Origin of the sequence: Thermosyntropha lipolytica DSM 11003 (assembly GCF_900129805.1) — a bacterium.
Taxonomy (GTDB): Bacteria; Bacillota; Syntrophomonadia; order Syntrophomonadales; family Syntrophomonadaceae; genus Thermosyntropha; species Thermosyntropha lipolytica.
On sequence record NZ_FQWY01000017.1, the window covers coordinates 12,669 to 26,673 of the forward strand.

Sequence of the window (14,005 nt, forward strand, 5' to 3'; positions counted from 1 at the left end):
CTAATTCCCCTGCCATTTTATATCCTGCCATATTTTTTCTCCACCTTCTTTAAGCAGCTTTTGCGCCAGCTTTATACCTAATTCTTCAGGATAATCTATACTTCCTTCCATCTTGTCCCGATAAACCATCCGGCCATCTAGAGAAGCAATAAGTCCTTCTAAAACCAGTTTCCCCTCCAGGCTCCTGGCCAGAGCTCCTACCGGCATCTGGCATCCGCCTTCTAAAGTCCGCATAAAAGCTCTTTCCGCTCTAACTTCCGCCATAGTAGCCTGGTCATTAATCCGCTTAAGAATCCTTAATACCTTCTGGTCTCCTTCCCGGCATTCTACGGCAATAGCTCCCTGGCCTACTGCCGGCAACATAATCTCGTAAGGCAAATAATCGCTTATATAGGTTTCTAAATTAAGCCTTTTTACCCCGGCATAGGCCACGACAATAGCATCGAGATCATTTTCCATCATTTTTCTGATCCTGGTCTCGACATTTCCTCTTATATCCACTACATTTATATCAGGCCGAGCCGCCTTAATCTGGGCCGTCCTCCGCAGGCTGGAAGTGCCTATTACTGCTCCTTCTGGCAAGCTGTCAAATTTATACCTGCGCGCTGATACCAGAACATCCTGCGGATTTTCACGTTTTAAAACTGCACCCAGGGTTAGCCCTCTTTCCAGAACCGAAGGCAGGTCCTTCATGCTATGTACAGCTATATCAATATTCCCGGAAAGCAGCTCTTTTTCAATTTCCTTAGTAAAAAGCCCTTTATCTCCAATTTTGGAAAGAGCTACATCTAAAATCTTATCTCCTTTCGTCCTTACCGTATAAATCTGAATATTAATATCCGGAAACTCCTCTTTAATCCGCCAGGCTACCTGCCTGGCCTGCCAGACCGCCAGCTGGCTTCCTCTAGTTCCCAACTTCAAAGTCGTCATAAATTCCTTCCCCTTCATCAATATGGAGTGAGAACAATTTTTTGACTACTTCCGCATAAAGATGTCCCTCATTATGGCAAAGCGCCATTTCTTTAAGGTTAACAATGGGAAAATGTAAAAGCTGATTGACAATAGAGTTGGCCATAGAAATAATTATCTTCTTCTCCCTCTCTGATAAATTGCCCAGGCGATTAAAAGCCCTGGTAATCTCTTTCTGTTTGATCTCTTCCCCCCAGCTGCGGAGTGCTTTAATGACAGGAACTACATAAAGACAGGAAAGCCAATCATTAAATATTTTCATCTCTTCATCAATAATTTTTTGTGCCTGTTTAGCTGCTTTTTGCCGAGCTAAATAACTCCCATCTATTACATCTTTAAGATCATCTATATCATAAATAAATACACCTTCTATTTCCCCCAGCTCAGGATCAATATCCCGGGGGACCGCAATATCAATCATTATTATCTTTTTGCCACCCCTATTCTGCAAAGCTTTATAACAGTTGTCCCTGCGCATTACATAGTGCTGAGCTGCTGTACAGCTTATGACAATATCTACCACAAGGAGATAATTTTCTATTTCATCAAACCTCACTGCCTGCCCATTAAACTTGGCCGCCAGCTTAAGGGCATTTTCATAAGAACGGTTAGAAACTATAACCGAACTGGCACCGTTCTGCAAAAGGTAATAAGCAGCCAGTTCGCTCATCTCACCGGCCCCTATCAGCATTACCGTCCTGCCATTTAAGGTGCCCAGTATACTCCGCGCCAGTTCCACCGCAGCATAGCTTACCGATACCGGATGCTGATCAATCATCGTCTCCGTCCTTACCCTTTTTCCTACATAAAGAGCTTTTTGAAAAAGGGTATTAATTACCCCTTCGGTTGCCCCCTCTTCTTTAGCTCGCATATAAGCTTCCTTCACCTGGCCCAGTATCTGGGTTTCTCCCAGCACCATAGAATCTAATCCGGAAGCCACCTTGAACAGGTGGTAAATCGCATCATAGCAGCTCAAATCATAAAGATAAGGCTTAAGCTCTTCCCTCTTTATACCTGAATAAGCTGCCAGAAAAGCATATACCCTCTCCCTGGCCTTGTCTAAATCGCGGGTGGTCGCATATATTTCCATGCGGTTACAGGTAGAGAGGATTACCACCCCTTCGATCCCCTCTTCGTTCTTTAAGCAAGTATAAGCCTCTTTTAAATCATGCGTGCATAAAGCTAGCTTTTCCCTCACCTCTACCGGAGCTGTGCGATAGCTTAGTCCTGTAAGGAGGATATACATTCTTCCACCCTCTCCTTCACCTTTTCCCATTCCCCTTTACGCAGCAAGCCCAATATCTCATCATTAACCAGCTTATGAAATAAGGCTTCCCGCTCATTAATATCATTTATTTTCGCTTTTGCCTTTTCCCTCACTTCCCCCAGTAAATCAACATACCATCCGTAGGCTTCAGGAATTAAACCTTCTAATTCTTCCCGCATCTTGCGGGCAAAAAGAGGGCTCTTCCCTTCCGTGGAAATAGCCACCACCAGCGAATCCCTGCGCACCACAGACGGTACATAAAAATCACAGTTCACCGGATCATCAACCGCATTGAGCAAAATACCCTTCATCCGGCAAATCCGGGCTACTCTGCGGTTGAGATCGCTGTCATTGGTAGCCGCAAAGACCATAAATATACCGTCTAGATCCCTATCGTCAAATGCCCGCAAGTTCACGGTAATAAGCCCCTTTTCCCCCCACTCTTTAATATTTTCAGTTACTTTAGGACTTACTACCTTGATGTTTGTACCATAGGCCAAAAGATTGGCTACTTTGCGCTCGGCTACCTTGCCACCGCCAATTATTAAACAATTTTTTCCTTCCAGATTAATAAAAGCCGGGAATAAATGCGCCATATTCTACTCCTCAAGTTTCTAAAAATACTTTCTTCTATGTTAAAAAAAAAGGCCTTTTAAAGCCTTTATTTATCTTTTTTCTCCTCTAACTCCTCAAACTCCTCTTCTTTAGCCTTGCGAAAACTCTGGATAGCTTTTCCCAGAGATTGCCCTACCTGGGGAAGTTTTCCCGGACCCACAATAATAAGAACAATAAGCAAAATCAATACCAGTTCCCAGGGACCAAAATTACCTATTAAACCCAACATACAAATTCCTCCTCTGCATTTAAAAAGACCCCGCTTAGAATTTAATCCGCATCGATTATTACTGCTATTATGACAAAAAGCAAAAACTTTGTAAACCCCAAGCCTTTTCGCTATTTTGGTCAAAAACCCTCTAATCCGTTTCCTCCTGCGTCTTCTTCCGCGCCTCCATCTTGCGCATCCTTTCCTCCCCGGGACGGGAAAATCTGGCAATCCATATGCTTATTTCATACAGGAGGTATACGGGAATTGCCATCATCATCTGGGAAAAAGGATCCGGTCCAGGAGTTAAAGCTGCAGCCAGGATTACTATCACCAAAAGGGCGTACTTGCGGTTTCTGGCCATAGCTTCATGGCTTATAATACCTAGTTTGCTCAAGAAAAACACTACTACCGGCAGTTCAAACACAATGCCAAAAGGCAGGGTAAAAGCCAGAACAAAACTTACATACTGGTCCACCTTAAACATGGTTTCCAGATTTTCACCGGCAATATAGATAAAAAAATTAAGAATTAGCTTTAAAATCCCAAAATAAGCAAAAAGCACCCCACCCACAAAAAGTCCTATAGTTATAGGGAAAAGAATATATACATATTTGCGTTCATGGGGATAAAGAGCCGGTTTAATAAAGCGCCATAAAGCCCATACTACTACGGGAAAAGCTATTACAAAACCAGCCAGGAAGGATAGTTTAAGCTTAACAAAAAAAGCTTCCGTAACCCCGGTAACAATCAGATTTTCATTCAGCGATGTAAGAGGAGACATGATGATAGATAATATCTGTTCACTGTAATAAAAAGCAAAAACGGCGGCTATGATAATGGCAACAATACTTATAAGCAAAGATTTACGCAGATCTTCCAGATGTTCAATTATCGTCTGCTTATCCTCGGGTGACAAATCGCTAAAAACCACAAAACCTCTCCCCTATCCTTATTAATAATCTCGTTTGATTATAAAATCAGCTATATCATGCAAATTTTGCTTTACGGCAACATCAGGAAGATAAGAGAGCTGTTTTTTAGCCTTACGGGCAAAACGAGTGCTTACTTCATAAGCATAATCTACTCCCCCGGCATCTAAAACCTTGTCAATAATATAATCGACATAGCGGGAACAGAGCTCAGGGGAGGATAAAAGCTTTCTCAGTTCATCTTTTCGCGGGCTATGCTTTAAAGCAAAAAGCACCGGAAGGGTAATTACCCCCTGCCTTATATCACTTCCCGTAGGCTTGCCCAAAACTTTTTCATCGGCCACCAAATCTAAAATATCATCCGTAATCTGAAAAGCCATGCCCAGGTAGTGGCCATAAAGCCTTAAAGCTTCTATCTGCCTGGCATGTACATTACATAAAGCAGCCCCCAGTTCACAGCTTACAGCTATCAGCAAAGCCGTTTTACGTTCAATCCTGCGCAAATAATTTTTTAACCCCTTCGTAACATCATAGGCACTCAGCAACTGAACGATCTCACCTTCACATATCTTCATACTGGCATCAGCCAGAATATTTAAAATATCACTGCGGCCATAAGAGGCCGCCAGAGCTAATGCCCGGGCAAAAATATAATTCCCGGCATAAATAGAAATCCGGTTTCCCCAGCCGCTTTTTACCGTAAAAGTGCCTCTTCTCATTTCCGAATTATCAATAACATCATCATGTACCAGGGTAGCCATATGCACAAGTTCCAGAGCGGTGGCCATAGGAAGTATATATTCTAAATCATCGCGGAAAACTTTAGCACTCAAAAGGGCAAAAGCCGGCCTTAGCCTTTTCCCCCCTGCACTTATCAAATGGCCGGCTGCCTCATCAAGAATGCGGATATCGGTATTTATGTTTTCGCCCAGGCTTTTTTCCACTATCTTAAGCTCTTCTTCTATCGGCTTAAAAAAATCAAACCCCATAGTTTTCCCCTTAAAGCTTAATTTTAGTTATATCTGTTATACAATTCGTTAGGTATCCTCATCGCATCCAGTACTTTTCCCACTACAAAATTGACCATATCATCTATGGTTTTAGGAAAATGGTAGAAGGCAGGCATAGCCGGTATCACATGGACTCCCATTTCCGATAAAATGAGCATATTTCTAAGATGTACGGTGCTCAAAGGAGTTTCTCGCGGCACGATAATCAGCTGCCTTCTTTCTTTTAATATTACGTCAGCAGCCCTTTCCAGCAGATTTTTCGAAGTTCCATGGGCAATAGATGATATAGTAGACATCGTACAGGGAATAACTATCATGCCATCAATAAGAAAAGAACCGCTGGCCACCGGAGCTGCTATATCAGCATTATCATATACCCGAAGATTTCCTTTAAAGTGCTTTTTAAAAACCTCCTCTTCCGGTTCAGTGAAATCCCAGCCCATTTCCTGGGTAAGAACAATCTTAGCCGGATCGCTGACAATAAGATGGACCTCATAATCTCTTTCTAAAAGCTCCTCCACCAATCTTACTCCATAAATTACCCCACTGGCACCTGTAAAAGCAACTACATATCTCTTCAAAATTTTTGACCTCCTAAAAAGATTTCTTTGCCAGCTATTTTTTCTCTTCTCAAATAAAAATATCCATAAGTGTAGCCCCAAATATTATAAGCCCTACATAGCGATTAATAACAAAAGAAGCAAAATTTACCTTCTTCAGATTACCAGGCTTGATCAGAAGGTGTTCATAAACAAGCACCAGAGCAGCAAAGATTACACCTAAATAATAATAAAAACCAAGCTTTAAAAGCAAACCGTTTAAAACCAAAAAAACAACAGTCAAAAGGTGAAAAAAAGCCGAAAACTTTAAAGCCCCTTCTTCTCCAAAGCGGGCAGGTATAGATTTTAAACCATAGGAACGGTCAAATTCAATATCCTGGCAGGCATACATGGTATCGAAACCGGCAATCCAAAAGGCTACTGCCGCGCCCAAAACCAGAGGCTCGAGAGCAAAACTTCCGGTAACCGCCAGCCAGGAACCTACAGGTCCCATCCCTATAGCTATCCCTAATATCAAATGGCACCACCAGGTAAAACGCTTGGTATAGGAATATACCCATAAAACAGCTACCGCTAAAGGAGCCAGTTTTACACAAAGTATATTAAGCTGATAAGCTGAATAAAAAAGCAGAACTAAAAATACAAATACGGCAATCCATACTCCAGGCACCGAAAGTTTGCCAGCAGGTATAACCCGATCCCGGGTACGCGGATTAGCCTTATCTATTTCCCTGTCGATAAGCCGGTTCAGGCAAAGAGCAGCTGTACGAGCACTTACCATCGCTATCGTAATCCAGAATAAATCATGGAAAGAAGGCATCCCTTTCACAGCCAGAAAAGCTCCCAGATAAGCAAAAGGCAAACCAAAAAGGGTATGTTCAAAATCTATCATCTCCAGAAAAAGCTTTAACTTATTAATCAAGGCCGTATTCACTCCATCTTCTATCAACTAAAGCCTTAATTTCCGGAGACATAACGATATCTTCCGGCCATTCGCGATTATGGCCTTCGCTTTTCCATTTTTTAGTGGCATCAATACCCATTTTGGCTCCATATAAAGGCAAGGGAGCAGAATGGTCCAGAACCTCCAGTGGCCCTTCCATAATCACCGTATCTCGCTTAGGATCTACATTGTTAAATACTTTCCACATAACCTCGGATACATTCTGCACATCTACATCTTCATCTACGACAATGATAAACTTGGCAAACATCATCTGCCCCATCCCCCAGAGCGCATTCATGACTTTACGCGCATGTCCAGGAAAAGATTTGCGTATAGATACAATTACACAGTTGTGAAATACACCTTCCATGGGCAAATGCATATCTACAATTTCCGGCAGCTGAAATTTTAAAAGAGGTAAAAATATACGCTCAGTAGCCAGAGCTATATAACAATCTTCCTGTGGCGGCTTGCCTACAATCGTAGCTGGATAAATTGCATCCCGCCGGTAGGTTATACACTGCACATGAAATACCGGAAACTCATCGGCTAAAGAGTAATAGCCGGTATGATCACCAAACGGTCCTTCAATTCTCGTTTCTCCCGGGTTAACATAACCTTCAATCACGATTTCCGCATCGGCCGGGACTTCTAAATCAACCGTCTTGCATTTTACCAGTTCAACCGGTTTTTTGCGCAAAAAACCGGCAAATATAAGTTCATCGATATCCTTGGGCAAAGGAGCAGTTGCCGCATAGGTTATAGCCGGATCCCCTCCTAAAGCAACAGCTACTTCTGTAGGCCTGCCCAGCCGGCAATTTTTGCGGTAATTTTCCGCCCCATCATGATGCATATGCCAGTGCATACCTGTAGTCCTGCTGTCATAAACCTGCATCCGATACATGCCTACATTTCTTTTTCCAGTCTCGGGATCTTTCGTATAAACCTGAGGCAGGGTAATAAACCTTCCTGCATCTTTAGGCCAGCATTTTAAAATCGGCATAATATCCAAGGAAGGCTCATAATCTACTACTTCCTGGCAGGGAGCCCTCTTTACCATTTTGGGCATAAAAGAAGCCAGTTCTGCCAGCCGCGGCAGCATCTTTACCTTATCCCATATAGATTTAGGTATATTATCCTTTATTCCCAGTATATCGCTTATTTCCTCCGCAATCTCCTCCAGGTCTCTTACCCCCAGAGCCATAGCCATTCGCTTTCTGCTGCCAAAAGCATTTATTAAAACCGGCATCCGGGAGCCTTTGACATTTTCAAAAAGAAGAGCTGGTCCATGGGCTTTAGATACCCGGTCGGTTATTTCTGTTATCTCCAGTTCAGGATCTACCGGTACCTTTATCCGTTTAAGCTCTCCTTCCCTTTCTAAGCATTTTATAAACTCTCTCAGGTCTTGATAGGCCATATACCAATTACCCCCATCAGATTATACTATACAGCAGCCATCTTTTCTCCGGTTATGAAAAGCAAAGGGTAGGATTCAACCATAAGCTTATAAACATAGCCAGCAGTCAGCTTATTTTCCGGAGCTATCTTTTTTAAAATCCTCATACTTTCATCTAGATAATACTTAACTTTCACCATGCCTTCTTCCGAGTTATCCATAATATGCCAGCATATAGCCAGTCCCAGATTATGCCCTAAATCACCATAAAACTCTTCGCTCTCCCCTTTTCCTGCCAAACGGGAAGCAGAAAGTAAGGCAGCACGGAAAAAAGGAGCATAAATATTGTTAAGATTATCTATAAAATCGGCATCCATTTTGTATTTTACGGTCAAACCTTCACTCAGTTTACAGATAAGGGAGGCAAAAATATCAACCAGCTGAGCAGCATTGGCATTTAAGAGTAATTTTAAGATTTTACCAAATATATAGTCTCCTATTAAAATGGAAAACCGCATCTTCTGATTATATTCCTGCCCTTCTTCATCATCCTTTATCTGTTCATGTATATAGCTGGCAAAGTAGATATTGCGGAATATGTTGGCCATAGCTATGCTTAAGTCAGGGTCTACGCCCTGATAGCGGCAAACTCCCAGCACAAAGGCGGGAATAACCTGCCATAGTGGATCACTTTCCAGTTTAATAATATAAGGTTTCATTTCACCTGACCAGGCACTTATCGTCTGGTTAAAGACCTCATCCACTTTTTGCATCTCTTCTCTTAAATTGGCCGGCATCATATATTGCTTCATCATATGTTCCCCTCTTCCCCAATGCACATTTAGCAAGTGCAGCTTTTTATGACTGATATAATTACTCTTTATTATAAATGAAAAACTGCATTTAGAGGGAGAAAAATAATATAAAATAAATAGACCTTACTCGTTCTCTGCTAACGAATAAGGTCTACTAATAGTATTTACCCCTCTTGGTTTTTAAGCGGCATCGGTCAACTAAAATAGTATCCCTCCTAAATATTCACCACCAGGCGTTCTTCCTGGCCTTGTTCTATAATGCCTCTTTTTACTTCCGTGGCATTTACATACTCAGCCCCAAAATGTTTAGCCAGATAGTTGCAAGCATCCCACGGATCAACTTTGTCGCCACAGGTAAATACATCTACTGCTGCATAACCTAATTCCGGCCAGGTATGAATCGCCAGATGGGATTCTGAAATCACAACGACTCCACTTACCCCTTGCGGACTAAATTTGTGAAAAACAAATTCTCTAACTTCTGCTCCAGCTTCTAAAGCGGCATTGATCATGATATCTTCTACTTTTTTGATATCATTTAATACCTCAAACTTACAACCATAAACTTCAGCTAAAATATGACGCCCTAAAGCCTGCAATAATGTCGCCTCCCTTCAAAAATTGCGTTTGGTTTCCCAAACCTCCTTCAATGCACAAGATACATGTAGAATTTTAGCATAAATGCATAGAAAGTCAACCATAAATTAAAATTTTTCTGTCCCAGCAGTAAAAATAATTTGATTTAAAGGATAATTAACTATTTAAAGCAAATTATATTTTTAGCAGATTTAATTATCAGTTTTTTTCCCGGTTTTGTTCCTGTATAATAGCAAATGATTAATAAGAGAATATTTTAAAACCTCGATCATAAACAGGAGGCCACCAGTATGAGCATTAAGTTAAAAAAAGTTATCAGTCTTTTTATATTTTTCTGGTTTGTTTTTTCCTTTTTTATGTCCCAGTCTGCCCTGGGAATATCTGATAACGACTCTAAAAAAGCAATCATCATCGTGATGGATTTTATAGATGTCGCTGATCTTATAGAGGCAGATACCCCTAATCTGGATAAGCTTTTGGAAGAAAGCGCCCTAGGCCTTATGAATGTCAGAGCTAAAAATCGTAACCCTTCCAGCTCCTATATGTCAATAGGAAGCGGCCTCAAAATCGGAACTGTTCCCAATGCTGAATTATCTTTTAACAGCAATGAAGATATTACTGTACTACCTTATGTTTTTGCCAGACAAAATGCTACCGTTAAAGCCCAAAATTTATACGCGGTTTTTACCGGCCAAACACCTCCTCCCGAAGGAGTAGTAAACATATATATCGAAATGCTTAAAAATACTTCTTCTAAATACAAACCTCCTTATGAGCCTGGCCAGATAGGCAAAATAGCCCGGGAAAACGGACTTACTGTTGCTGTTGTCGGCAATGCAGATACTATATCCATCCTCAATCGCAATATAGCACTTCTGGCTATGGATGAAAACGGCAAAGTGCCGCTGGGAAATGTAAGCCAGGATCTTATCCAGGTTAACCCTCTGGTCCTGGGAGGGGTAGAGACTGATCATCAGGCTATGCTTTCTTATATAAAAAGATATTTACCGTTAAGTGATATCCTGTTTATTGATTTAGGGGATACCAGCCGGGTAGAAATAGATAGTATAAATGCAGCTCCTGATATAATAAAAAAACAGCGCCAGCAAGCCCTGGAGCGTGATGACAGGCTGCTCGGCCAAATCCTATCTCTCCTTAACCTTGACCAGACTATGCTTATTATTATGTCCCCTAATCCCCATAAACAGATGATAGAAGAAGGCAATCTGGGATTAACTCCCATAATAGTACATTATCCGGAAGGTCAAAAAGGCCTCCTGTCCTCTCCTACTACCCGCCGGGAAGGAATAGTCGCCGGCGCAGATATTATACCTTCTATATTTGCCTATTTTGACAGCCAAATAATTCCGGATAACCAGGGCATGCAGGTTATAAAGCAAAGCAGCACCCTGGAAGATTTAAAAAACCAGCTCGACTTTTTTAAAAATTTAAGAGCTCACCGGCTCCCTTTAAACATAACCTTCATGGTTTGGGCGGTGATTTTAATTTTATGGGGCTTTATAATGGTCATAAATAAAAAAGAAAGCCTTTATCCCTGGCTGGAAAAAATCATCTTTGCCACCTTAAGTATACCGGTGGTATTTCTCTTTATAAGCTTTACCGGATACCAATCACTCTTTATTTCGATAATATTGACCCTGGCCCTGGCATGGTTATTGGCCTTAGCTTTTTGCCAGCTGGGAACAAATCGCGAGCAGGGATTATTTATATTAACATCGGCTACTTCCTTGCTGCTTATAGGCGATATTTTGGCCGGGTCTCCTTTAATGCTTAATTCTCCTTTAGGTTCGGATGTTATAGCCGGGGGGAGATTTTACGGCATAGGCAATGACTATATGGGAATACTTATCGCCTCTACTGTCGTGGCTACTGCTCTGGCCATAAAAAGGCTTAAACCCAAGAGCAGGCTTAACATCATTCTGGCTTCACTTCCTCTATTTATAGCCTCTATCGCTATAGGCTATCCTAAATTAGGAGCTAATGTAGGAGGATTTATAGCTTCTCTTTTTACCTGGGGAGTTTTTATCCTGGTCATGACACAGGATAAACTTAATATAAAGAAAATTTCCGCGGCTGCGCTATTATCTGTTCTTGTCGTCATAGCTATTGCCAGCCTGGATGCTTTTTTAAATCCTAATCCTTCCCATGCCGGAAAGGCTATACAAAATCTCCTGGCGGGAGGCAGTCAGGCCTTTTTCTCCATAATACGCATAAAACTTGGTATAGTAGCCAATACCATCTCCCAATCGGTATGGACCCTGGTGCTCTTATTAGAAATTCTCATCCTTATCTGGGTTCAAATCCGGAAAAAAGATATTATAAAGAGTATAAAAAAGGAATATCCATATATAAGCAAAACCATAAATATTCTCATTACAGCTGCTATAGTTGTTTTTGCCGTCAACGATACCGGAGTAATCGCTGCTTCTTTCATACTCTTATATGCAATAGCTTTATACTGGCTAACCCTAATAAAAATCGATCAGGTGAAATCATATGCAAATTAAAAATATAAATATAATAGCCATATTAACCCTTATCTTTTTCCTAATCCCCCCCTGCAGCCCGGCCAGAGGGGGAGATAAACCTTCACCTGCCTATGATAAAGTAGTCATCTACATGGTAGACAACCTGACCCTTGATGATATAGATCCGGTAAATACCCCTTTTTTATGGCAAATACAAAAGGAATGGGGAGTAGGACTGCTTAATACCTCTGCCGCTCCCGGCCGCAGCGGCAAAAATGCCTGTGCTACTCTGTCAGCCGGTAAACCAGCTCTGGGAAGCAACTATTCCCAGCTTAACTTTGGCGCTGCGGAAACTATAAATGGTGAAAAAGCAGGAGATATATTTTACCGCCATACCGGTATAAAACCCCATCCTGAAAACATCGTAGTTAGCACCATCATGACCATTAAAAATAACAATCTACGCCAGAACCGGGGAGAAGTAGGAAAGCTGGGAGAAAAGATAAAAGCCCATGGTTATACCACCCTGGTTATCGGTAATGCTGACCGTCCAGGTTACCATGTAAGGCTGGCCCCAGTAGTGCTAATGGATCAAAAGGGACTGGTTGACCGGGGAATAATTGATCAAACCACAACAGCTAATGATCCCAGCCTTCCTTCTCTGGTATGGACTGATTATGAAATGCTGGAAAAAGAAGCTAAAAAAATTCCCGCTAAAACCGTAGCGGTTATCGAATATGGGGACCTTTACCGGTTGGAAGCTATGGCTTCCTTATTTTCTCCTGCTGCTTATCAGCAAAAAAGAACAGAAATTTTAAGAAAAATAGATTCTTCTATCGCTTCTATCGCCCAGGAAAACCAAACCTCAGCCAGCTATATAATAAACCTGCAGCCTTCCCAGCAGGGGAAAAATCCTTCTACCTGGCTTATGCCGATATGGATAAAAAAATCAGGCTATGAAGGGCTCCTGCAAAGCTTTTCTACGCGGCGGGAAGGCATAATAACCCTGGAAAACCTGCACTACTCCATATTAAACAGCATAGGTGCAGGAAAAGAAGATCCTTTATTTACCAAAAAAGAAGCCTCGCCTATCACTACATTAAAAGAAATAAACCGGCAGGCGGTTTTTAATCTTGTAAATCAGGCCAGTATACTTACTTTTTACGCTTTGCTGGCTATCCTTTCCTTAGCACTGGCTTTATCAGCCTTTAAGCGGAAGAAAGAAGAAAAATTTATTTTAATTCTCCTTTCTTTTCCCCTGGCCATACCAGCTGTTTTGCTTATTATGCCATTAATAAAAATATACCATTTGCCATATTTTCTGATGCTATCACTTATCCTTACTTCATCTGTGGTGGGCATAAGCTGGCTTTTATATGCTAAAACCCGTATCAACCCTATTATGTTTATGGCTGGCTTAAACATGTTGCTTATACTTATAGACACCTTGTTCCATCTTGACCTGGTCAAAAATTGTATCATGAGCTACCAGCTTATAAACGGCATCCGCTATTTCGGCATAGGCAATGAATATATGGGAATACTCATCGGATCAGTTATAACCTGGTCAGTACTGGGCATAAGAAAGTATCCATCTTATGCCTTCCAGGTCTTTTTAGGAATCCTTTTGGCTCTAACCATATTCGTTTTAGCTTCTCCCCATCTGGGAGCCAATTTCGGCGGCACTATAACTGCCTGTCTGGCTTTAAGTTATACCTGGTTAAAGCTATATAACCAGCATTTAAAAAATAAAGACATAGCAGGCATCATAATCCTTACTCTTATTGTATTATCCTTTATGATAACCATGGATCTTAAACAACCATCTGCCATGCAATCCCATATCGGGAAAAGCATAAACGCAATTATAGAAGGAGGATGGCCGGCCTTTATGAATATAATCAATGCTAAACTGCTCCTTTATCAGCGGGTAATAAACTATACCCAGCTGGGCTGGGCTTTCCTTATCCTGCTTTTAACCTTTTCCTTTATTTTGCTAAAACCTTCTCCCCTTTCCCGCAACCTGCAGGAGGCAGATCCTGTTCTTTTTGCCGGCATTCAGGGCCTTCTCTTGGGAGCCATAGCTGCCCTGGTCTTTAATGATTCCGGAATAATACCTGCCGGTTACCTCTTCTGGTTTGCCGCCACCCTTCTTCTGTATATGCAAATAAAAAAGGGAGAAATATAAAAGGTCTCCCTTA

Annotated in this window: 13 protein-coding genes; 2 read left to right on the forward strand and 11 right to left on the reverse strand. The window is 41.6% G+C overall.

Features of this window, described 5'->3' with window-relative positions; translation table 11 throughout:
- The 11 genes from hemC to speD all read right to left on the reverse strand — a co-directional run bounded on the left by hemC (nt 1) and on the right by speD (nt 9,317).
- Nucleotides 1-930 (reverse strand): hydroxymethylbilane synthase, encoded by a 930-nt coding sequence (gene hemC / locus BUB92_RS06080; protein WP_073091594.1) that lies wholly within the window; start codon nt 928-930, stop codon nt 1-3.
- Nucleotides 905-2,215: a glutamyl-tRNA reductase gene (hemA, locus tag BUB92_RS06085; protein ID WP_073091597.1), complete on the reverse strand. Its 1,311-nt coding sequence runs from the start codon at nt 2,213-2,215 to the stop codon at nt 905-907. Before hemA ends, hemC begins: the two co-directional genes overlap by 26 nt.
- Nucleotides 2,191-2,832, reverse strand: coding sequence for a precorrin-2 dehydrogenase/sirohydrochlorin ferrochelatase family protein (locus BUB92_RS06090; protein ID WP_073091600.1), 642 nt, complete (start codon nt 2,830-2,832; stop codon nt 2,191-2,193). Before BUB92_RS06090 ends, hemA begins: the two co-directional genes overlap by 25 nt.
- 65 nt (nt 2,833-2,897) lie before the next feature.
- Nucleotides 2,898-3,080: a twin-arginine translocase TatA/TatE family subunit gene (gene tatA, locus BUB92_RS06095; protein WP_073091603.1), complete on the reverse strand. Its 183-nt coding sequence runs from the start codon at nt 3,078-3,080 to the stop codon at nt 2,898-2,900.
- Between the two features lie 130 nt (nt 3,081-3,210).
- Nucleotides 3,211-3,993: a twin-arginine translocase subunit TatC gene (gene tatC, locus BUB92_RS06100; RefSeq protein ID WP_084728369.1), complete on the reverse strand. Its 783-nt coding sequence runs from the start codon at nt 3,991-3,993 to the stop codon at nt 3,211-3,213.
- A gap of 21 nt (nt 3,994-4,014) precedes the next feature.
- On the reverse strand, nt 4,015-4,980 hold the full coding sequence (locus BUB92_RS06105) for a polyprenyl synthetase family protein (RefSeq protein WP_073091606.1): 966 nt from the start codon (nt 4,978-4,980) through the stop codon (nt 4,015-4,017).
- A gap of 23 nt (nt 4,981-5,003) precedes the next feature.
- Nucleotides 5,004-5,582, reverse strand: coding sequence for a UbiX family flavin prenyltransferase (locus BUB92_RS06110; protein WP_073091609.1), 579 nt, complete (start codon nt 5,580-5,582; stop codon nt 5,004-5,006).
- A gap of 49 nt (nt 5,583-5,631) precedes the next feature.
- A complete protein-coding gene (locus BUB92_RS06115) occupies nt 5,632-6,483 on the reverse strand; it encodes a UbiA-like polyprenyltransferase (protein WP_341372074.1) in 852 nt (283 codons plus the stop codon).
- The gene (locus BUB92_RS06120; protein WP_073091612.1) at nt 6,476-7,924 is read right to left on the reverse strand and encodes a menaquinone biosynthesis decarboxylase; all 1,449 of its coding nucleotides are present in this window, start codon (nt 7,922-7,924) and stop codon (nt 6,476-6,478) included. Before BUB92_RS06120 ends, BUB92_RS06115 begins: the two co-directional genes overlap by 8 nt.
- A gap of 26 nt (nt 7,925-7,950) precedes the next feature.
- On the reverse strand, nt 7,951-8,718 hold the full coding sequence (locus BUB92_RS06125) for a polyprenyl synthetase family protein (protein ID WP_143156879.1): 768 nt from the start codon (nt 8,716-8,718) through the stop codon (nt 7,951-7,953).
- A gap of 215 nt (nt 8,719-8,933) precedes the next feature.
- The gene (speD, locus tag BUB92_RS06130; protein ID WP_073091618.1) at nt 8,934-9,317 is read right to left on the reverse strand and encodes an adenosylmethionine decarboxylase; all 384 of its coding nucleotides are present in this window, start codon (nt 9,315-9,317) and stop codon (nt 8,934-8,936) included.
- A 288-nt stretch (nt 9,318-9,605) separates the two neighbouring features.
- Between speD and BUB92_RS06135 the strand changes: the two genes are divergently transcribed.
- Nucleotides 9,606-11,843: an alkaline phosphatase family protein gene (locus tag BUB92_RS06135; RefSeq protein WP_073091621.1), complete on the forward strand. Its 2,238-nt coding sequence runs from the start codon at nt 9,606-9,608 to the stop codon at nt 11,841-11,843.
- Nucleotides 11,833-13,992, forward strand: coding sequence for a hypothetical protein (locus tag BUB92_RS06140; protein ID WP_073091624.1), 2,160 nt, complete (start codon nt 11,833-11,835; stop codon nt 13,990-13,992). Before BUB92_RS06135 ends, BUB92_RS06140 begins: the two co-directional genes overlap by 11 nt.
- Nucleotides 13,993-14,005 lie beyond the last annotated feature (13 nt).